This is a genomic window from Vibrio sp. Hep-1b-8, from assembly GCF_006124995.1.
In the GTDB taxonomy this organism is placed as follows: domain Bacteria; phylum Pseudomonadota; class Gammaproteobacteria; order Enterobacterales; family Vibrionaceae; genus Vibrio.
The window spans coordinates 1-20615 of record NZ_QEWN01000139.1; the positions used below are offsets into that span (position 1 = coordinate 1).

General features: G+C 45.4%; 13 protein-coding genes and 1 pseudogene. 10 read left to right on the forward strand and 4 right to left on the reverse strand.

The annotated features are described in order from the left end of the window. Window positions 1–316: 316 nt before the first annotated feature. The 7 genes from DA100_RS19405 (at window position 317) to DA100_RS19435 (ending at window position 10272) form a co-directional block, all read left to right on the forward strand. The gene (locus DA100_RS19405) at window positions 317–835 is read left to right on the forward strand and encodes an Hcp family type VI secretion system effector (RefSeq protein ID WP_138972011.1); all 519 of its coding nucleotides are present in this window, start codon (window positions 317–319) and stop codon (window positions 833–835) included. A gap of 122 nt (window positions 836–957) precedes the next feature. Continuing rightward, the gene (locus DA100_RS19410) at window positions 958–3066 is read left to right on the forward strand and encodes a type VI secretion system tip protein VgrG (RefSeq protein ID WP_138973634.1); all 2109 of its coding nucleotides are present in this window, start codon (window positions 958–960) and stop codon (window positions 3064–3066) included. Continuing rightward, window positions 3053–3574 (forward strand): DUF4123 domain-containing protein, encoded by a 522-nt coding sequence (locus DA100_RS19415; RefSeq protein ID WP_138973635.1) that lies wholly within the window; start codon window positions 3053–3055, stop codon window positions 3572–3574. The genes DA100_RS19410 and DA100_RS19415 overlap by 14 nt, the downstream gene beginning before the upstream one ends. Further along, a complete protein-coding gene (locus DA100_RS19420; RefSeq protein ID WP_138973636.1) occupies window positions 3571–7140 on the forward strand; it encodes a LysM domain-containing protein in 3570 nt (1189 codons plus the stop codon). The genes DA100_RS19415 and DA100_RS19420 overlap by 4 nt, the downstream gene beginning before the upstream one ends. A 3-nt stretch (window positions 7141–7143) precedes the next feature. After that, window positions 7144–8148 carry a sel1 repeat family protein gene (locus tag DA100_RS19425; protein WP_138973637.1) on the forward strand — a complete coding sequence of 335 codons (1005 nt, stop codon included), beginning with the start codon at window positions 7144–7146 and terminating at the stop codon, window positions 8146–8148. Window positions 8149–8212: 64 nt separating this feature from the next. After that, window positions 8213–9214 carry a sel1 repeat family protein gene (locus DA100_RS19430; RefSeq protein ID WP_138973638.1) on the forward strand — a complete coding sequence of 334 codons (1002 nt, stop codon included), beginning with the start codon at window positions 8213–8215 and terminating at the stop codon, window positions 9212–9214. Between the two features lie 59 nt (window positions 9215–9273). Then, entirely contained in the window at window positions 9274–10272 is a 999-nt protein-coding gene (locus DA100_RS19435) for a sel1 repeat family protein (protein ID WP_138973639.1), read from the forward strand. A 122-nt stretch (window positions 10273–10394) separates the two neighbouring features. Here DA100_RS19435 and DA100_RS19440 read toward each other — a convergent pair whose 3' ends face one another. The 4 genes and pseudogenes from DA100_RS19440 to DA100_RS19455 form a co-directional block, all read right to left on the reverse strand. Continuing rightward, window positions 10395–11114 (reverse strand): 3'-5' exonuclease, encoded by a 720-nt coding sequence (locus DA100_RS19440; RefSeq protein WP_138973640.1) that lies wholly within the window; start codon window positions 11112–11114, stop codon window positions 10395–10397. Between the two features lie 7 nt (window positions 11115–11121). Then, complete coding sequence (locus DA100_RS19445) at window positions 11122–13011, reverse strand: DUF294 nucleotidyltransferase-like domain-containing protein (protein ID WP_138973641.1); 1890 nt, start codon at window positions 13009–13011, stop codon at window positions 11122–11124. A 146-nt stretch (window positions 13012–13157) separates the two neighbouring features. Continuing rightward, window positions 13158–14905 (reverse strand): annotated as a pseudogene (locus DA100_RS19450) (formate--tetrahydrofolate ligase). A gap of 317 nt (window positions 14906–15222) precedes the next feature. Further along, on the reverse strand, window positions 15223–15381 hold the full coding sequence (locus DA100_RS19455) for a pyruvate kinase (RefSeq protein WP_138973642.1): 159 nt from the start codon (window positions 15379–15381) through the stop codon (window positions 15223–15225). Window positions 15382–15708: 327 nt separating this feature from the next. On the opposite strand from DA100_RS19455, the gene DA100_RS19460 reads away from it, so the two are divergent. Genes DA100_RS19460 through DA100_RS19470 form a run of 3 tightly spaced genes read left to right on the forward strand, consistent with a single transcriptional unit; the run spans window position 15709 to window position 20609 of the window. Next, the gene (locus DA100_RS19460; protein ID WP_138973643.1) at window positions 15709–17016 is read left to right on the forward strand and encodes an ABC transporter substrate-binding protein; all 1308 of its coding nucleotides are present in this window, start codon (window positions 15709–15711) and stop codon (window positions 17014–17016) included. After that, a complete protein-coding gene (locus tag DA100_RS19465; RefSeq protein WP_138973644.1) occupies window positions 17003–19363 on the forward strand; it encodes an ATP-binding protein in 2361 nt (786 codons plus the stop codon). Before DA100_RS19460 ends, DA100_RS19465 begins: the two co-directional genes overlap by 14 nt. Then, the gene (locus DA100_RS19470) at window positions 19350–20609 is read left to right on the forward strand and encodes a sigma-54 dependent transcriptional regulator (RefSeq protein WP_138973645.1); all 1260 of its coding nucleotides are present in this window, start codon (window positions 19350–19352) and stop codon (window positions 20607–20609) included. Before DA100_RS19465 ends, DA100_RS19470 begins: the two co-directional genes overlap by 14 nt. The last annotated feature ends 6 nt before the right edge of the window (window positions 20610–20615 follow it).

Genomic DNA, 20615 nt, shown 5'->3' on the forward strand with positions numbered 1-20615 from the left:
TGGGCCAGCTCCTATCACTTAACGTGTTCGCAACGCACTGGATAGCAAACCTTACTGTTGCGAACGACCCCTCTGTAGCAGTGGGGTATTTTCTGATTTTTCATCATTTGTGATGGTTCACAGTCTCCTCGGTGCATTTCTTGCTTCCGGGCAACTTTTTGCTCGACCTGAGCAAGATCTTGCTCGATTCGAGCAAAAAGTTGCTCAGCTTGTATATTAACAAATGCTTAAATTGTTGAAATATATACATTTTCATTTTGGCACGCTTTTTGACTAAGAGTAAGTGTTATTACACACAACCTCTAAGGATTTTACTATGCCAACTCCATGTTATATTTCTATCGACGGTGAAACTCAGGGTCTGATCACGGCGGGCGCCTGTACGGCTGACTCTATCGGTGACTCTTATGTAGAAGGTCACGAAGACGAGATGCTGGTTCAGAAGTTTGACCACGTCATTTCGGTTCCGACCGATCCACAATCTGGTCAACCTTCTGGTCAACGCGTCCATAAACCTTTCAAGTTTACTGTCACTCTCAACAAAGCCGTACCACTGCTGTACAACGCGCTTTCTTCTGGTGAGAAGATGAAGAACGTCGAGCTTAAATGGTACCGCACTTCTATCGAAGGCAAACAAGAGAACTTCTTCACCACTAAGCTAGAAAACGCGTCTATCGTCGATATCCAGTGTGAGATGCCACACTGTCAAGATCCGTCGATGTCCGACTTCACGCAAAATCTAACGGTCTCAATGTCGTACCGTAAGATCACTTGGGATCACGTCAACGCAGGTACGTCTGGTTCAGACGATTGGCGTAAACCTATCGAAGCTTAATCACTTTGATTTTCAGAGGCTTCCTACAGGAAGCCTCCTGAAAGCCTTAACCCCAAATTACCGTTGTCGCGGTAATTTGTATTTAAGGTTTTTGTGCTTGGTGTTAACGATAGGAGAGACGTATGGCGACATTGGCGTACACCATAGATATAGAAGGACTCGGCGATGATGCCTTGGTTGTGACTCAGTTCGATGGGCAAGAGTCCTTGTCTGCCAGCGTGTTTCATCATCGACCTTGTTACGGTTTTTGTTATCAAATCACCTTAGCCAGCCGTCGGCATGACTTAACCGCAGACCAAGTGGTGGATCGGCAGGTCGAGCTGCGCATGTACCGCAACCAAGTGTTGGTGCAGCGCGTACATGGGATAGCCCGCGCGTTCACGCAGGGTGACATTGGTCATCACCATACTCGCTATGCCTTGACGCTGGTACCTGCGCTGGAACGTCTCTCGCTGCGCCACAACAGCCGGATTTTCCAACATAAGACCACACCTGACATCATCGAGACGCTATTGCAGGAGATGGGCATTCATGACTATGCCTTTTCACTGCAACGCGAGCCTGCTCAACGTGAGTTTTGTGTCCAATACCGTGAAAGTGACCTCGACTTTCTCCACCGCCTCGCCGCGGAAGAAGGCATGGTCTACAGCTTTATTCATGAAGCCGGAAAACACACCTTGCTGTTCAGTGATGCCACTGTGCTGCTGCCCTCCTTACCTCAGCCTATTCCGTACAACGGGTTAGCGGGTGGTGTCAGCGATGTGCCCTATATCCAAGATTTTTCTTATCAATCCAAGGCCCACGTCAGTGAGGTAGAACTCAAAGACTACAGCTTTAAAAACCCGGCTTATTCCTTTAGCCAATTGGCTCACGGCACGGAGATGGATTATCAACAACCCACTTACGTGCACTTTGATGCGCCAGGTCGCTACAAAGATGACCCAAATGGCATCGCCTTCACCCGCACTCGCTTGAGTTATCTGCGCCGTGACGCCCTGTTAGCCAAAGGCAAAAGCAACGAATTTTTGCTCCGTTCAGGGTATAAATTTACCTTGAGTGACCACCTCAACACATCCTTTAACCGCCCTTGGCTGCTGGTTCAAGTCAATCACCAAGGCGAACAGGCTCAAGCACTCGAGGAAGAGGGCACTCAAGGCAAGACGACCTACGCCAACCAATGGCAAGCCATCCCAGCTCATCTCAATTGGCAAGCGCAGCCCGAGACCAAACCTAGAGTCGATGGCCCCATGATCGCCACCGTCGTCGGCCCTGAGGGAGAGGAAATCTTCTGTGACGAACATGGTCGCGTGAAAGTCCATTTCCACTGGGATCGCGAAGAGAGAAACCCTGAACATCGTTCATGTTGGGTGCGAGTCTCTCAAGGTTGGGCGGGCAGCCAATATGGCATGGTCGCTTTGCCTCGCATTGGTCACGAAGTGATTGTCTCATTTCTTAATGGTGACCCTGATCAGCCCATCATCACGGGGCGCACCTATCATGCAGTCAATAAACCACCTTATGTACTGCCCAAGAACAAAACCAAAACCGTCCTGCGCAGTGAGACCCACCAAGGACAAGGCTTTAACGAACTGAGTTTTGAAGACCAAGCAGACCAAGAGCAAGTCTATCTTCATGCGCAGAAGGATTTTGACTCGATAGTGCTGAATGATATGACCACTCATGTCAAGCACGACCAACATATCACAATCGATAACGACCACTTCACTCAGATTAAAAACCACCACAACCTCACCGTGGAGGGTGAAAGCCGCACTTTGGTCAAACAAGATGCCACCTCGATTGTGAAAGGGAGCTTCCACCAAAAAGTGGGAGAAATCTACGCGATAGAGGTAGGTAATGAAGTTCACCTTAACGCTGGTCTCAAAATAGTTATCGAAGCGGGGGCAGAGCTAACCCTAAAAGCCGGTGGCAGTTTTATCAAAATGGATGCTTCTAGCGTTAGCCTAGTTGGCGCGAAAATCAATATAAACTCCGGTGGTAGTCCAGGCAGTGGCAGTGGCTACGGAGGACTAAAAGCCGCACTCCCAATGGGATTAGACTTGCAGCAAGCACCGGAGCCGCTTTTGGCGGCACCGACAACATCCACGATGTCGAGCTTGCTAACTACGCTAGCAACTCTCGATATCTCTGGAGCTGAGTTATGCCAAAAACGCACAGATGGCAGCTGCGCTAAAACAAATTGTGAGTGTACAAATCATGAAGTCGAATAATTATAGCTACCTAATTCTGGATACCATTCGAGTGCCAGACGCAAAAAAAGTATGCGCTGAAAATGAACAACAGTGGTTTCCGCTGTACTTAGGCACAAACTGGCAGCATCAGATAGATTTAAGTCCTATTTGTATCCGAGTAGCGCCTAAAAGCGCGATTTGGCAAAGATGGGAAACAGACTCTGAGTGGGCGACTAGTGGCGTCGTTTTCACTTTTTCACAACAAGTTACCCCAGATCAAGCGATGGCGTCTCTGCAAAAAAACATCACGGTGACGAGTGAAAACGGGCGGTTATACCTGCTGAGATTCTACTCCCCCTCCACCTTTGCCAAGATTGCTCAGTATGGAGAACAAAATGAGATTGATGGTATTTTGGGACTCGCTCACTGTGCACATTTATCCCCTTTAGTGTCGAACCGCTATTCATTAGACAGCGTGGAGAGTCAAAACAGCCACGCCTCAAATACTCTTATTACGACCAAACTCGTCAAGGAATTACTCGCATGAAAACACACGTGATACGACGAGGAGAAACCCTCTCTCAGCTTGCCAAATACTACAATACCGAAGTGGCAACATTGCACCAACTTAACGCTCAGCAGATTAAAGATATCGACCTAATTTTCGATGGTAACAAGCTAATTCTGCCCGAAGAAATCGATAACACTTCAGGTGAACGTGCAGAAAAACAAACCTTTTCAAACAACCAGTTAATACTCACTCAATGCTCCACCCCCAAATATGTCGATGCTCTTTATGTCCCTGAGCACCCACACACAAAAAAACAAATGCTAATACTCTTAACAGAAGAGGCAAAAAAATACGTCACCGAAGATAATGAGCGTTGCCAACAAGCATTAAATGGCGATAAACAAACGGTGCTCGCACAGTTGACCAAACTAGGTGTAATGGATCAATTCAACAGCATTACCCATGAAGTGTTCCTAAACCAGATTAGCGCCCCAAAAGCCGCGGCCTATCGTAAGGCACTGCTAGAGAGAGCCGCATTGCACAAAGCCTACAACCATAATGAGCTAACTTTCCCAGATGATGATATAGAGATTAATCTCATCAACGTAACGGCCGATATTGATCGTATCGAACAGACTTACTCTAAAGCCATTGAGAAAATCGAAAGCGAAGCAATCGGTAGCCTCGTCCCTATACAGGGGGCGTTTGGCGAAGTGATGCTCAAGCAAGATGCGATTGAAGGCGCCCAATCACTCAGGGTCAAACAATTACGTAAGTTACAGCAAGAACTGATCGAAGACCTGGATGAAGCGATCAATAAGTTTGAGCAACAAGCCATCGGTCATGCAGCCAAAACTACCATTAACGATAAAGGCCATACATATAAGTTTTCAAAGCAGCATGGATTCTATAGCTCTAATGTCGAACTGCAAATTTACGACGCGTTGGCAACCCTTCATAAAGAGAGAAAATCGATTGGATTGGATGACTCTCTTAATAGTAAAGATCTAAAAACCAACAGCAAAATTCCTTCGCTGGAAGAGGCTTACAACGGCTATGACTACTGGGTCACACACGCTCATTCTGTTCTAACAAAACTCAATAGCCAGCGAATAGAATGGAAACCATTGGCGTTCTTTACCGCGAATAACCAAAACAACATTAAATACCGCCACTTTTTTGCGGCTGTGCATCGTTTAAATCAGACCGGAACATACATAAAAGAACAGTGCCTAAGCGAACAGCAACTCTTTCAAGGTTGGCAAAATGTCGAGTTTCTTCGCCAGCACCTTGAGAACCATCGTCCAAGCATCGACAAATTGCTCCTTGGCTTAGAGAAGCTCAATAGAGAGACGCCTATTCACAGCGAGCTCGGTTACTACAGTGCCTATATATTGAACCTCGTTTTACTTCAGGAAGTCGCGGTTCGTATTCGAGATTTCTCTGAACGATTTGGGCAAAACGAAAACTACAGCAATTACGTTAAGCGGCTATTTGTGTTTGCTGAAAAGGCCCAAGAACGTTGCGACGCTTTACTGGTCACCGCGCAAAGCCGCGCCAACAATCCTTACTTTGATTACCAGAGAACCTCCATTACCTTTGTTGGTGACGTTCCAACACAAGAAGCCTCGGATCGGCGTGTGGTGCTCAATGAAGCACTATGGAAACCGAAAAACTTAGACAACCATATCTATGCCAACAACGGAGCGAACCAAAGGACGATTGTTGAGTGTGCACTCTCTTCCAAGCCAGATAAGCTGCTATATATCCTTTCCGATAGTCCGGTACTGTCGCACGATGTAGCCGATAACAAAAAATGCACTTCCATTGTTAACCTAAATTTAGCAACGTCTGTCAGCCGACAAAAAGAGTCACTATCTAAAGCCTTTGAGCAGGCACTTGGTGGCTCTTCTGACGCTGTTCTTCGCTCTTTAAAATTTGAAAAATCGATTAACTGGGCGAATATTAGCGATGTTATTTTCCCTTGGAGTAGCAAAGAGTACCAAAATGAAACGTTTGGTATTAGCGCAATGACAGAAACCAGCGGAGGAGCGCAATTTGCTCGTTTTGCTTACAGTGCCAGTACCGCTATTGACCAAGACACCTTCCACAAAGGCACATTAAAAGCCGAGTTTCAAAGCGATTTTTCTCTCGCCAGTGCAGAGCAAAAGATAAAACTCAGGCTGCCAGCCAGCGGCGGCATGGCATTGGATATCCCTTATCGTACCCGTGGTAACCAAAAACGACATACAGAAAACATTGGCTCTGCTGTGCTTGAATTTGAAGGTAAAGTCTATGGTGTGCTCGCAGCAAGCTTAAAAGTTGCCACGCAAATACACATCGGCAATATGGAAGAATCTTCAGGAGAGCAAGAAGTTCGCCCTCTCGGCATCAAAGGAACAGTACCAAGCAGAAGTGACTATACCAATTACAATGTGTCCGGCTTAGGGCAGGAAGGCAACCGAAACAGTCCCCTTGCGGCAGGAGCTACTGCGCAAGCAAAAGCCTTTGCTGGTTTGGAAGCGGGGGGCACTCTGAGCTGTAAGCTAGATTGGGCAAAAGATCAAAAAAGCGCAACACAAAACCTGTTTAAAGTCAGTTCTGACTTTAAAGTCTCGGCGGGGATTGGGTATGATGGTGTATTCCAGTGCACGTTCAATAACGGCCGTTTTATCTTTATTACGGCGATGGCGGCCACGGCTGGGGTAGGATTCGGTGGGAAATTTGCCACTGAACTGAACCCGAAAGCCGCAGATGACTTCTTTGCTGCGCTGCTTGGCGTGATGAATAATAAAGGGTTTCAGCGATTTGAGTTTTTCGATGAGTCAGGCAAAGTCAACAGTTTTGCCGAATTCAATAAAGTGCTGACGGTCGCCGCTGCCTTTGGCTTAACCATTGGCCAAGTGATGATGCTGCCATTTAACATCATTGATGATATGGAGAAGCAAGCCACCGACCAAGAAAGTGCCTACTTTGTGGCTAACTTTTTGCTTTCAAAAGAGCACCAACAAGAAAATCAGCAGTGGATCACCAATATGCCTGCGGAAACATTGGCTAAGTTATTGTCGGTGTTGATAAATTACAACTCAATACCCGAGTTTAGTTTGGGCATAGGCTACATAGAAGATAAGCAATTAGAAGCCGCCACCAGAAATCAAAATCAGCGCAAAGCGATCAATCAAATACTCAATTGGTTAGGAGCAAACCGAGCCGATACAGGGCAAATCAAGCGCTTTGAAAATGCCCTGCAACGTATGGGCTTACCACACCCCACTGAGCTTAATAAAGCAGAGCAATGGCAACGCTACGCCAAAAATGTCCTGAGCTTAAGAGATTTTTTTAACAAGGCCTTTTCACAGCCTTATGAAAATCCAAATGATACAAATAAAAACAGATACATGGAAACATTAGACGATGATTACGCAGACTTGCGCGAGTACATTCACTGGTTAACTAAGGAACATAAAATCCTAGAAAAATCGTACCCAGCCCGAGCGCGAATGAAAACGGAATATGCGGTGCTCCCTGAGGATGATATCGAACAACTTGAACAATTTAAACTGCGCGGCTATCAGCTAAGTAATTGGTTACCAGAGAGATAAACCATGAAAAAAACGTTATTTATTTTCCTGCTCTTGTGCAGCGGTAAGCTGTGGGCAATAACACCTGTTGAACAAGGGATCCGACTGTTTAACCAAAAACAGTACCCACAAGCCGAGCAGATTTTTCAACAACAATCAGACCAAGGCAGTGCTTACGCGACATACTGGCTAGGTGTCACACAGTATAAAAACCGCCAGCAGTTTGAAGCGGGGCAGACCTTTTTAAAAGCCGCCAATATGGGCGACCCATGGGCTATGGGCGTATTAGCAGGAAAAGAGCTTAACGGAAATAGCCCTTGTAGTTATTTAGGTTGGCCATGTGACCCTAGTTGGAAATCTAAAGCTATAGATGGCTGGGAAAAACAAGCCGCTAACGAAAATGGAAAAGCTATGTTCGCCCTCGCAATTAAGCAAATAAAATGGTGGGAGTTTATTCCTATTTATAAGTACAAAAGACACCGAGAGATCTATGAAGTAGCAATTAATAATCAAGGTTACGGATTTCTAAAATACAGTTCGTATTGGAAGGATGTAGAGGAAAAAATAAAATACCTAAAAATCGCAGCCAACCAAGGCTACGCCCCCGCGATGCTGTCCTTGTATTACTTTTTGTTGGAGCCTGAGACTTTGGATGAAGCGCTAAAGTGGAACCTCAAAGCAATCAAATTGGGTTACGCTGATGCTGCAACCAGTCTCTACTATGCCTATTCTCAAGGTAAAAAAGATAGTAATGGCAACATAATCATCCAACGTGATGTTAAAAAAACCTATTACTACAATCGCTTATCTGGCGCATTAGGGGGGGAAGAGAAAAAGGCTTACTCAATTACACAGGAACATGTATATGATGAATATGGCTCACCATTAGCAGATGAAGAAGGCCGCCCTGTGTTTAAAACACTCATCACTAAAGAAGAACAAGCTGAATTAGACAAGCAAGTGGCAGAGTTTGTTAAAGACATTACGCCAAACATGTTCTTAGATGAAACGTCTTTAGAACTCTTTTAGTCCCCCCCCCCACAAAGCCGCTCATTGAAGCGGCTTTGTTACTGACTACCATAAGAGATAAACCATGAAACAAACGTTATTTATTTTCCTACTCTTGTGCAGTGGTAAGCTGTGGGCGATGACACCTGTTGAACAAGGGATCCGACTGTTTAACCAAAAACAGTACCCACAAGCTGAGCAGATTTTTCAACAACAATCAAACCAAGGCAGTGCTTACGCGACATTTTGGCTTGCGATGGCACAGTATAAAAATCGTCAGCAGTTTGAAGCGGGGCAAACCTTTTTAAAAGCAGCCCAAATGGGTGACCCTTGGGCAATGGGTGTTATGGGAGGAGGTAAGTTATATGTAAATACACCATGTAGCTACCTTGGTTGGCCTTGTGATGAAAAGTGGCTCCCTAAAGCTCAACAAGGATGGAAAGAACTCGCCCAAAATGGCGATGGAAAGGCTGCTTTTGCCCTAAAAATAACCAAAAGAGAGTGGTGGGAATATATCCCTTATTATCGCCAGACTAAATACAAAGAATTGGTTAGCAATGCAATTCCCAATGGTGGTTATCAATTCCTCGATTACAATACATACTGGGCATCGTTTGAAGACAAATTACCGTATCTAAAACTCGCAGCCAACCAGGGCCACGCCCCCGCGATGCTGTCCTTGTACTACTTTTTTTTGAAGCCTGAGACTTTGGATGAAGCGCTAAAGTGGAACATCAAAGCAATCAAACTGGGCTACCCTGATGCTGCAACCAGTCTCTACCATGCCTATTCTCAAGGGAAAAAAGATAGTTCAGGAAATACATTTATTCATCCTGATGTTAAAAAAGCCTATTACTACAATAAGATATCGGGAGCTTTAGGCGGCGAGAAAGAGGATGATTTAAGAATTACCGAAAGGATGCGCGTAAAAGATCAGCGCCCTGTCGTTGATGAAAATGGTAGGCCGGTGTTTGAAGTACTCATCACTAAAGAAGAACAAGCTGAATTAGATAAGCAAGTGGAAGAGTTTGTTAAAGATATTACGCCAAACATGTTCTTAGATGAAACCTCTTTAGAGCTCTTTTAGTCCCCCACAAAGCCGCTCATTGAAGCGGCTTTGTTACTGACTACCATAAGAGATAAACCATGAAAAAATGTGTATCAATCTTTATTCTCCTCGTCGTTTGCAGCAGCAACGTGTGGGCGATGACACCTGTTGAACAAGGAATCCGACTGTTTAACCAAAAACAGTACCCACAAGCCGAGCAGATTTTTCAACAACAATCAGACCAAGGCAGTGCGTACGCGACTTACTGGCTAGGTGTTACACAGTATAAAAACCGCCAGCAGTTTGAAGCGGGGCAGACCTTTTTAAAAGCCGCCAATATGGGCGACCCTTGGGCTATGGACGTATTGGCGGGAAATGGCAATAGCCCTTGTAAGTATCTTGGATGGCCATGTGATGAAGCTTGGACAGATAAAGCCATTCCCCAATGGGAAAAACAAGCATCCCAAGGGAATGGAAAAGCAATGTACCAACTAATTCTACGAGGTAAACCTTGGTGGGAAATAGTCCCCATCTATAAATATAAGAAATATAGGGAAATATACTCCAGAGCTATACCTAATGATGGGTATAGGTTTTTAAATTCTAGCGTGGTTTGGGAATCGACTGAAGAAAAAATAAAATACCTAAAACTCGCAGCCAACCAAGGCTACGCCCCTGCGATGCAGTCTTTATATTATTACCTCTTAGAGCCTGAGACATTGGACGAGGCTTTCAAATGGAACAACAAAGCAATCAAACTGGGTTACGCTGCTGCAACCAGCTTCTACTATGCCTACTCTCAAGGGAAAAAGGATAGTTTAGGGCAGACTTTCATTCACCCAGACGTTAAGAAAGCCTATTACTATAATCGCTTATCTGGTGCTTTGGGTGGCGAAGAGACACCGGCAGATCTCATAACAGAAGAGCATATACTTGACGAATATGGGTACCCATTAGCAGATGAAGAAGGTCGCCCTGTGTTTAAAACACTCATCACTAAAGAAGAACAAGCTGAATTAGACAAGCAAGTGGCAGAGTTTGTTAAAGACATTACGCCAAACATGTTCTTAGATGAAACGTCTTTAGAGCTTTTCTAGTTACCGTAAAAGCCACTCAGTGAAGTTAACTCGTGTTTGGAACGAAAACAGGGTCGCGAGTTTTAGTTATACGAACGGTCCTTGATTTGGGCCGCTTTGTGATTGTATAGACCCGTAGAAGATCAAATCCACAACTGGCTGATCGGCATATCTGACTGATAGTGATGGGCAATCTGTGCTTGTAGCAACTCCGCTGTTGCAACGGCATCGGTAAGGGCATGATGGGGTGTGTATTGAGGCAAACCATAGCGGGTTCGACTCGCTCCGAGCCTGACTGACGCTGGTTTGCGACCCTTGAGTTTGTTGACTATCCCACCAGCAAGCTTTTTCTGTAGGAGAGTTTCAATCTGCATGGTATCTACCGCGGGAAATTCTATTCCTTCGTTAATTCGAGCCATCAGAGCTTTATCGAAAAACTCACGTTCAATACGCTGGTAGTGAACCACCACTATTTTCCCTTCCATCTGTGCCAAGATCTGGTCATAGATGACAGATAGATCAGGTGCATCAAGAACGTCAGAGTGGGTGATTCCATGGATGACGACCGATTCTTGCGCTAACTGCTTACGAGGTTTAACCGTCCAATGCTTCGCTTGATTTATAAAAATGCGATTCAAGTTAAAGGGAACGGTTCCGATGGTAATAATGTCATCTTGGTCGGAGTTTAAGCCTGTGGTTTCAAAGTCCATCGCCAGAAATGTAATTTCTTCCAATGGTGTATTGGGCAACGGAACCCCAGCCGTATAGTACTGTTGTAAAGCAGCGGTTGTTGTCGTGCGCAATTTTTGAGCAAACTTTGCCGGCCAGTCGATCGAAGGGGGAGATATGATTTTGTTAAGCATCGTCACCTCACTTAAAGTTATTACTGGCTTGATAACGGAACTTAAGGAAGTTCTGAGCATTGCTTAGAATTTGGAATGCGTCCTTGAGGTTACGGCGCTCAAAATCCGATAAGTTTTCTGGTTCAATGTTGTTGTCTGGCTCGATTTCATTTTCGACGTCCAGCGCTTGGTGGCGAATACGAACGATGGAGATAAACTCAAGTGCATCACGGAGGTCTCTCGCTTTGCCTTTAGGTAAAATACCCGCCTCATGGATGTCATCCAGACGTTCAAACGAATTCTTTGACCGCGAGCCGACGGCGAGGGCATGGACGCGAATAAGATCCGCTAACGGCGCGGTGCCACGTCGTTTAAGGTTGATTGAATTTTTGTGTTGGCCATCTTTTTCCATCACAAAACTCTTAAAGAAGCCCAGCGGAGGAGTTCGATTCATTGCATTGCGGGCTAAACAGGCAAGGAAACGATTGTTTCTACGTGCTCTACGTACAATAAAACCGCTGAGCTGTTCCGCCCATTTTAGACGTCCATATACACCATCAAGGTCAAAGAAAATCGAAGCGTTGAGTAACGCTTTAGGGTTGGGGTCATCTATCCAATCCGCAAAGCACTCTTCCCATTCGGTTCGAGTCATACGCCAGTCTGGATTCGTTGCCATGATATCGCCAGTACAGTAACTGTAGCCACATTTATCCAATCCTTCACATACACGGTTTGCCAGTTGCGCAAAGTAGCCGTCATGTTTCTCTTTGACGAAGGTGTTATCGAGGATGATAGCGTTATCTTGGTCAGTGACGAGCAGTTGCTCATCGCGCCCCATTGAGCCTAGAGCCACAAAGCAATAGGGTATCGGTGGCTCACCTAATTCTTGCTCTACAAGTTCGATAATACGCTGTTTAAAGCTACGTCCAATTACGGACATCGCACTGCCAACCATGTGAGAGTTTGCGTCTTCATTGACGAGGCGAACAAAGCTGTCTTTCACTTGCTCAGATAATACCGAGAGTTCATCAATCGATTGTTGCTGGAAGATACTGCTGACCAACAGAAGTGAATTTTGCGATTCGTAACGAACAATATCCGTTGCTTCGATGACGCCAATGGGCTGCTTGTCCTTGAGGACAGGAAGATGATGAACGTTGTATCGCAACATCGTCAGCATCGCTTCGTAGACATAGGCGTTGTGATCAAGTGAGATGACTTCAGTCGTCATTACGCTAGCAACGTCGTCGTTGGGGTTGAGCCCTTGAGCTAGCACGCGGGTACATAAGTCTCTATCAGTAATGATTCCAACTAAAGGGCTGTTGTCGTCATCATCATCCTCAGCCACTTCGGGATCAATAATTAGCAGCGAAGAGACATTGTCTTCTGCCATTTTTATCGCTGCATTCTGGATTGATTCCGTCTTATGAATCGTTGGTGCGATGCTGTTAAGCAAGTTTCTTACCTTTGATGTAGTAAGATCGTTTTGCTCTTTACTGTTTGAGACGGTCTGCCTCAGGCGTGCGTTATCTTCTACTTCGACAAAGTCTGCAAAGGCTTCGTGCTGCTCATACAAGTGCTGAAAGACCGCTTCTGGAATACAGTAGAGTAGGGTGTCTTTGATGGCTTTCGCTGGGAAGCGAACCTTATTGTTGGTCAGTAGTCCCATCTGACCGAATACTGCACCTTCATCAATTCGGTTGTAGAGCTCACCTTTGCGTCGATATATTTCAACCACCCCACTGCGTACCATGTAAAGATCATGGATTTCATCACCAAAGTGAATGATGGGGGTATCCTCTCGATAGTAAGAGATTTCGATATGTTGAGTGACGTAGCTGAGGACTTCATCTTCGAGCTCATCAAATGGAGGGTATTGAGAAAGGAAGTTCTTAATTTCCAGTAGTTCTGCTTCCATGAATACGTCCAATCTTTGAGAGTGATGAGTTAATGGTACATGATCTTCAAGCGAACTTCATGGAGTGAGGCCAATACATTAAAGAAAAAAGGCTAAGATTGAATAACTTAGCCTTAGAGTGTGAAGTGGGCAGGGACTACGCCCGTTTAGCTTAATCCAATAATGTGACCATTTTCATCAAGGTCGAGATTCATAAATGCCGGTTTTTCCGGAAGGCCTGGCATCGTCATCACGTTGCCACATAGGGCATAAATAAAGCCCGCTCCTGCGCACAGTTTCAGTTCCCTTACGAGGACATCAAAATTATCGGGGGCGCCTTTAACACTTGAATCCGTCGAGATCGAAAGTGGCGTTTTTGCCAAACAAACGGCAAGGTCATCAAGTCCGTGTGCTTTGAGTTGAGCCAACTGCTGCTTGGCGACGTCACTCAGTAGTAGCCTCGTTGCACCATAGCCAACTTCGGCGACGGCCATAAGTTTCTCTTCAGTGGTTTGTTCAAAACGGTATAAAGGAGAGAAGTGGGATGGCTTCTCGCACTGGTGGATCACTTTATGGGCTAACTCTAGCGTGCCCGCACCACCTTTGCTAAAACCTTCACTGACGGCAACTTGTACGTCATTTGGCAACGCTTCCACCATGGCTTTTAGCGTTAGTAATTCGGAGTCACTATCCTGAGGAAAGCGATTAATGGCAACTACGGCCGGAATACCGTATTTATTGACATTATTAATATGCCATTTCAAGTTTTCGAAACCAGCAAGGAGCGCGTCTTGATCGTCACTGTAAAGGCTCTGTGGAATCGCTTGGCCTGGTTTTAGATCATACTGACCTGAGTTAGCTTTAAGGCCGCGAAGCGTCGTGACGATAACTGCGCAATCAGGAGATTTGTTGGCAACCTGCGCTTTAATGTTACAGGCTTTTTCAAAGCCCATATCCGAGCCAAAACCGCCTTCAGTGACCGTAAATTGTGCCAGCTTTGTAGCGATATTATCCGCAATGATTGACGAGTTACCGTGGGCGATGTTAGCAAATGGCCCTGCATGAATGAGAGTCGGGACCCCCTCTAGAGTTTGCATCAAGGTGGGTTCGATGGCTTCTTTCATGCTCACTGCCATTGCGCCCGCTACTTGTAGATCTTCTGTCGTCACCGGTTGACCAGACAAATCATAGGCGACGACGATTCGACCAATACGTGAACGAAGATCTTTTAAATCACTGGCTAAGGCGAGAATGGCCATTAACTCTGAGGCTGCTGAAATATCAAATCCATCGCAGCGCTCAAATCCATTAATGTTTTTCCCAGCTTCATTTTGACCCACAGTTACCATGCGTAACGCTCGGTCGTTGTGATCCATGACCCTTTTCCAAACCACATTTTGAGGATCGATTTTTAATGCTTTCAAACCACTGCGTTGTTCGAAATCTTCGTATCCCAGTCTTTGCTCATGATAAATGCGAGCATCGATGGCAGCAGCGGCTAAGTTATGCGCCGCCGTGACCGCGTGAATATCTCCTGTGAGGTGGAGATTCAACTCTTCCATGGGAGCAACTTGCGAATAGCCGCCTCCCGCAGCCCCGCCCTTGACGCCAAAAACAGGCCCATAGAAGGCTGCCTGATACACGCCATTGCTGAATGATTAAGTTGAGCCAAGCCTTGGGCAAGTCCAATGGTCGTGACAGTCTTACCTTCGCCAAGTGGCGTTGGGGTGATAGCGGTGACGACAATCAGTTTACCCGTCTTCTTAGATACAAGGCGTTTTAGGCTAGATAAACTGACTTTTGCCTTATGTTCACCTTGGCTTTGGTACTCATCGGCTTTCAGTCCAGCTCGCTGTGCAACTTTGCTTATAGGAAGTAACGGAGTAGTGCGGCAGATTTCGATGTCAGGTAGCATAAAATCCTCTATGTGGACCTAGTTTAAGTCGGGATGTGGCTACTTGTTACAAGGTTTCGATAAATATAACGTAGAAAGCAGCATTTTTAGATTTTGCATATTTTAACTGATATTGAGTGATGAATAAATGTGTGCCACCGTGCTAACTAAAAAAAGGCCTGTCTTCTGACAGGCCAGTCCCACAAAAAGTGACGAGCAACATGGGTAAAGGACGGCGGTGCACAAACGCCATCAAGTGGTAAATTAAGTTGGCGCAATTTGCACTAAGCGGCTTATATTCGTAGTGCCTACCTTTTCGAGTAATTTGACGTTATCGCTCAGCGCCCAACTCGATACATGACTTTGGCAGCAGGACATTTGAGAAGTTGAGGGTAGTCAAGCCTGACGACATCAACACCGGCACACAACATCTCTTCAATCTGGTTTTGATCCGGCATCTCGGGTCCGAGCGTTGCGATGATTTTAGTCTTTTTCATCTTCCTTCCCTCTTAAAATCGCCCGAGGAGCGTTTCGCGACGATAGCGTACTTGGTATGCAAAATGAGCAAGTGATCGTCTGTTTTGAGGATGATGGGAGATAAGTGAACAAAACGCAAAATGGCGAATTTGAGCTAAAAGTGACTCAACTAATACATTTGGCTGGGATAAAAATGTCACTCTAGCCAGTGAAATTCGTTTCATTAGTGATTGAATGTTCCTAGGTCAGACGCGGAAATGCGTCATCGGTGACTCACAGAGTGACGGCGAAAATGATCGCTTTGTGAAGGAAATTAGACATTCAGCGCATAAATCGAGAGGGATAACATGAAGGGCTGGCGGTTTTGTTCAATAGAAATGGCGACATTGGTCATCGGTCTGATCGGATTTAGTTCGATCGTGCTCGCGGGTAAGGAACAGTTTTCGATTTTAACGACCTTCTCAAGTGAGCCGGTGAACGAGTTAATTGCGAAATACAAACAACAGAATCCAGACGCGGATATTGAGCTTATTCATCGCCGTAGCCAGTCTGCAATGCAGTTGCTTAACAGGAGCTATATACAAGGTGTTGATGTTGTTTTGAGCTCATCACCATTCCTGTTCGAGGCGCTCGATAAAAGGGATCAACTTGCATCGCTAGCGCTGGAGCAAAACCCTCCACAGTGGCTAGAGCCATTTTTATTTCCGATTAAAAACAAAGTGCTCAGTATTGGTTACTCTGGAGCGGGAATTGTATGGAACCGAGAGTATCTAGCGGCGAATAAATTGCCAATCCCCACTCGATTTTCAGAACTCTCGTCCTTTGCTTATTTTGGGCATATCACCATGAGTACACCGAGTCGCTCAGCCACCACACAGTTGATGCTGGAGAGCATACTTGCCCGCCATGGTTGGCAGCAAGGCTGGGCGACAATACTAAACATAGGCGCCAATTTAGGGACTATTTCATCACGCAGTTTTGGCGTAAGTGACTATGTCTCGAAAGGGCAGTTTGGTATTGGACCGACCATAGACAGCAATGCTATATCGCAACAGAGGCAGTTCGCCTATGTAGGATTCACCTATGACCCTGACTTTACGTTGATGCCTACTTATCTCGGGATTGCCAAAAACGCGACGAAGACCGCTGAAGCGATTCGATTTGTTGAACTGGCATTGTCAGATGATGTACAGCAGCGAATCCTTCAATCGAGTTTAACCAAACGATCCATCTACGACCCTGCTCTCTATCTTGGCACTAACCCTCCGCTCGACTTCAAGAAGGTGATGAAGCGCGAGAAGTTGCTCAATATTCTTTTTGATGAAGCAATCACCAAACGCTTACCAGAATTACAAGATATCTGGTTAGGTCTATCTCAATATGTGCAAATCCATAGTAATGATGCCGCAAGGCTTGAGGTTGCTCATCAGCTACTAAACCAGCTTTTTACCATTCCAGTCACGGAGCAAGAAGTGAATGAGTTAGCCAACCTCATCAGTTCGCAACGTGATGCCTCTACCTTAGAAGATGGCGAAGAACAAGCCTTGCTGGTGGAGTTTAGCTATCGTTTCGCCACTTTATATGAGGAGGGGCTGCAGCGAGTTGAAGAGATGTTTCACGAGTTGCAAGTAGAGATCGCCAATGAAAATATGTAAAACGATCGGTTCTAGATTGGTGGTGGCGTTTACCTTTACGACTTTGCTGCTTACCTTCGTCTGTGTATTAGCATGGGTAACTTGGTATCGGCTCGACCAGCAGGTGAGTCGTCTACTCGACACCAGTGTTCCTACGTACAACACGAGTTACTTGTTGGAGAGTCGCAGTAGTGAAATTCGTTCCCGAGTTCAATTGCTTTCTACATCAACCAACAAGATTGAATTAAACCGCCAGAGAAATGAACTCGATAAGTTACTTAACTCTATTCAGCTGAAGTTATCCAATTTTCAACCACTCAAACTTGAGAACAATGACAGTGACGAACTGTTGAGTTTATATGCGCAGTTAGAGCAGACATTAGAACAATACACTCATTTTGTGTTCGATCGAGTTCAGCAAAGGCGTAAAGTCGCCAAGCTAGCGGAGCAAATCAACTGGTTACATCAAGATATCCATGCTGAGTTGGTGTCATTTCGGCAAGAGTTTTACTGGCAGTTGACTCGAGGAGGTAGTTCAGAAAAGCATAAAGCCACTCTCGAACAACTACGGGTGATACAAAGTGTGTTGGATCTTGAATCGAATATCTTCGTGCTAACCACAGAGTCGTTGCAGGCGCAAAACTTGGAACAGATTAAAAATGCCTCAACCGTTATTCAATTCAACATCGCGGAGTTAATCGCCACGAGTGAACCCTTGTTAACTCTGCCTTCCAGCATTTCCTATCAGCAATTGTTGCAAGAGTTGCAGGTGCTATATGTAAGTGATGATGTGTTTTCGTTGTTGCTGTCGGAAGGGGTGATACTAAACGCACGTATCATCGAAATTAAAAGCGAGATCGAAAAGTTGCTCGGTGCGATTCATCAGCAGATTGGTCAGATTATTAAATATGCCGACGCCAGCTTTATTGATGTGAAAGCGCGAACGGCTAACTTGGTCTCCGATGGAAACATTGTGTTATTGGTGTGCTTTGGCATCTCTATCCTTTTGTCTTTGTTTGTCACCTACTACTTTATAAATCGCCGTGTGGTCGCCCGTTTGAACGCACTGAGCTCAAGTATTGATGCGATCATCAAAGGCGATTTTAGTCATCGGATTGTGGTTGACGGTGCCGATGAAATCGGCCAACTAAGTCAAAAGCTGATTGACTACGGGGCAAGTGTCGAAGAGTTACAAAGAACGAATGCGGTTGGTTTGATCAATAATACATCTGCCAGTCTATTGACGTGTGATCTCGCAGGGTATGTTGAATCTGCAAATTTTAGCGCCCAAAAACTACTGGCGATCCAAGGGACAGTCGAGCACAAGCTACTGTGGCAGTCGTTTCGTAATCAAAACCGCAAGCAATTAGCAAAAGTATTTGTCACGGGTCAGGCACTTTTTACCACTGGAAATGATGCGCTTACCTTGCCATTAGATGGCGAGAGAGAGTGTTATCTTCATTTCGATTTTCACCTTTTCTCTCATGGTCAATTACATAAAGTCATTGTGACAATCACCGATGTGACACAACAAGAGTTAACGGCGATAGAACTTCAGAAGATGGTCAATGACAGAACGGCAGATTTGGTCGAGAAAAACCGCCTTTTGTCTGAAGAGATTGTTGAGCGAGAAAAGGCGGAACTCACTTTAAAACAAGCCCAAGATGAGTTGATCCAAGCGGCGAAAATGGCGGTTGTCGGTCAGACGATGACATGTTTAGCTCACGAGCTAAACCAGCCACTGAATGCAATATCGACCTACCTCTATAGCGCCAAACTTTCTACTGATTCCGGTAATTTAACCTCGACTAGTCGTTCCATTGAGCAAGTGGCTCAGTTGTCAGCAAGAATGAGTGAAATTATAAAAAGCCTGCGAACCTTTGCCAAAAAGTCGGACACTGATCAAGTCACGAACAATTTACTGCTTACTGATATCGTCATGCAAGCCATCTCAATTGTTGGCCCTAAAGCCAAGCGGCAAGCAACGAACATATGCAATTTGATCACCGAACCACTGTATGTCTATGGCAATGCATTAGCCCTTGAGCAGGTCATGGTCAACATACTGGTCAATGGTTGTGACGCCATTGCTGAGTCAAATCGGCATGGCCAAGAAATTCGAATTGAAAAGCTATTCTCGAATACATCTCACCATGTGATAGCGATATCCGATAGTGGTTGTGGCTTTAAGCCTTTCATTATAGACAAGCTATTCACACCGTTTACCACCACCAAAGAGGTGGGCTTAGGCTTGGGGCTCAGTATTAGTCGATCTTTGGTTGAGAAATATTCAGGGCGGATCTATTTGGCATCCCGTTTAGACAAAGGGGCCTTGGTTGTTTTGGAGTTATCACATGCAAGAGTTTAACTATTCTTTACTGTTGGTCGATGATGATCAGGATGTACTCGACGCTTACCAGCACTTGATGAGCATTGCAGGCATTGCAGCAAAAACCGTCGCAGACCCTACTCAAGCGATGGGTTATTTATCACCTGATTGGTTGGGCGTTGTGTTACTCGATATGTATATGCCACAGATGCATGGACTCGAGTTGTTAAGCCAGATTAAGCAGTTTGATAAGTGGCTACCCGTTATTGTTGTCACTGGACATGGTGATATCCCAATGGCTGTCGAAGCGGTTAAAGAAGGGGCGTGTGAGTTTGTTGAAAAGCCGATCGACCCTGCCAAACTCGTCGAAACGGTACGCCAGCATCTCGAGCAACGAAAAGTCTATATCGACCAAAAGAGGGAGATGGAATCGACCATAAAACGATCTTTGTTGGGCAAGTCTGCGCAGTTGAATCATATCCGCTACAGTGTCTCTCAGTTTTCTAGGTTACGTAATCATGTGGTGGTCTATGGCGAGATGGGTGTCGGCAGACACTTAGTCGCGAACCTGATACATGATATGTCGCAATCGGGTGGTGAACTCGAATTGTTATCGGCAAACGATGCTATGGCCTGTGAGGAATTGAGTGCCAAGCTCTATTCGTTTGTTTCTGGAACCTTAATCATTGATAGTCCTGAACGATTTTCAGAGCAGTGTCAACGCGTGTTTGCACAACATATGATTGATAAAGAGAGAAAGGGTCAGCACGGACGTGTCATCGCGATATTTGAGCAAAACCCTCAACAACTTGTCGTGGCGAATAAACTAGTGGCAGAGCTTTATTACGTTCTCAATCAAGTGGAGATTGAAGTCCCACCACTAAGAAAGCGCCCGGATGACATCGAAGTGTTGTTCCACCATTACCTTAAGTCCAGTTGCCGGAAATTGGCAAAACACTTACCCGAAGTAGAAGCAAAATATATGGATCTACTGCTAGCACATGAATGGCCGGGAAACGTTAGAGAGCTGCGAAATGTGGCTGAGCTCTACTCGGTTGGAATAATTAAACTGGCTGGCAAGGATAGTCACAATACTTCTGCCGAAGCCCAATTGCCTTTGGACGAATTGGTTGATGATTTTGAAAAACGAGTTATCGAAGATGCGTTGTTTCTGCACTCGGGTCGAATCAGTGAGTCAGCAGCGTATCTGCAAGTCCCGCGCAAAAAGCTTTACCTGAGAATGAAAAAACACAATATCGATAAGGACGCGTTTAAGAGTCGCTAAAAAAAC

Excerpts from the sequence above, each read along its gene's own strand:
- DA100_RS19405 (WP_138972011.1), top strand. The coding sequence starts at position 317 with ATGCCAACTCCATGTTATATTTCTATCGACGGTGAAACTCAGGGTCTG.
- DA100_RS19410 (WP_138973634.1), top strand. The coding sequence starts at position 958 with ATGGCGACATTGGCGTACACCATAGATATAGAAGGACTCGGCGATGAT.
- DA100_RS19415 (WP_138973635.1), top strand. The coding sequence starts at position 3,053 with ATGAAGTCGAATAATTATAGCTACCTAATTCTGGATACCATTCGAGTG.
- DA100_RS19420 (WP_138973636.1), top strand. The coding sequence starts at position 3,571 with ATGAAAACACACGTGATACGACGAGGAGAAACCCTCTCTCAGCTTGCC.
- DA100_RS19425 (WP_138973637.1), top strand. The coding sequence starts at position 7,144 with ATGAAAAAAACGTTATTTATTTTCCTGCTCTTGTGCAGCGGTAAGCTG.
- DA100_RS19430 (WP_138973638.1), top strand. The coding sequence starts at position 8,213 with ATGAAACAAACGTTATTTATTTTCCTACTCTTGTGCAGTGGTAAGCTG.
- DA100_RS19435 (WP_138973639.1), top strand. The coding sequence starts at position 9,274 with ATGAAAAAATGTGTATCAATCTTTATTCTCCTCGTCGTTTGCAGCAGC.
- DA100_RS19440 (WP_138973640.1), bottom strand. The coding sequence starts at position 11,114 with ATGCTTAACAAAATCATATCTCCCCCTTCGATCGACTGGCCGGCAAAG.
- DA100_RS19445 (WP_138973641.1), bottom strand. The coding sequence starts at position 13,011 with ATGGAAGCAGAACTACTGGAAATTAAGAACTTCCTTTCTCAATACCCT.
- DA100_RS19455 (WP_138973642.1), bottom strand. The coding sequence starts at position 15,381 with ATGAAAAAGACTAAAATCATCGCAACGCTCGGACCCGAGATGCCGGAT.
- DA100_RS19460 (WP_138973643.1), top strand. The coding sequence starts at position 15,709 with ATGAAGGGCTGGCGGTTTTGTTCAATAGAAATGGCGACATTGGTCATC.
- DA100_RS19465 (WP_138973644.1), top strand. The coding sequence starts at position 17,003 with ATGAAAATATGTAAAACGATCGGTTCTAGATTGGTGGTGGCGTTTACC.
- DA100_RS19470 (WP_138973645.1), top strand. The coding sequence starts at position 19,350 with ATGCAAGAGTTTAACTATTCTTTACTGTTGGTCGATGATGATCAGGAT.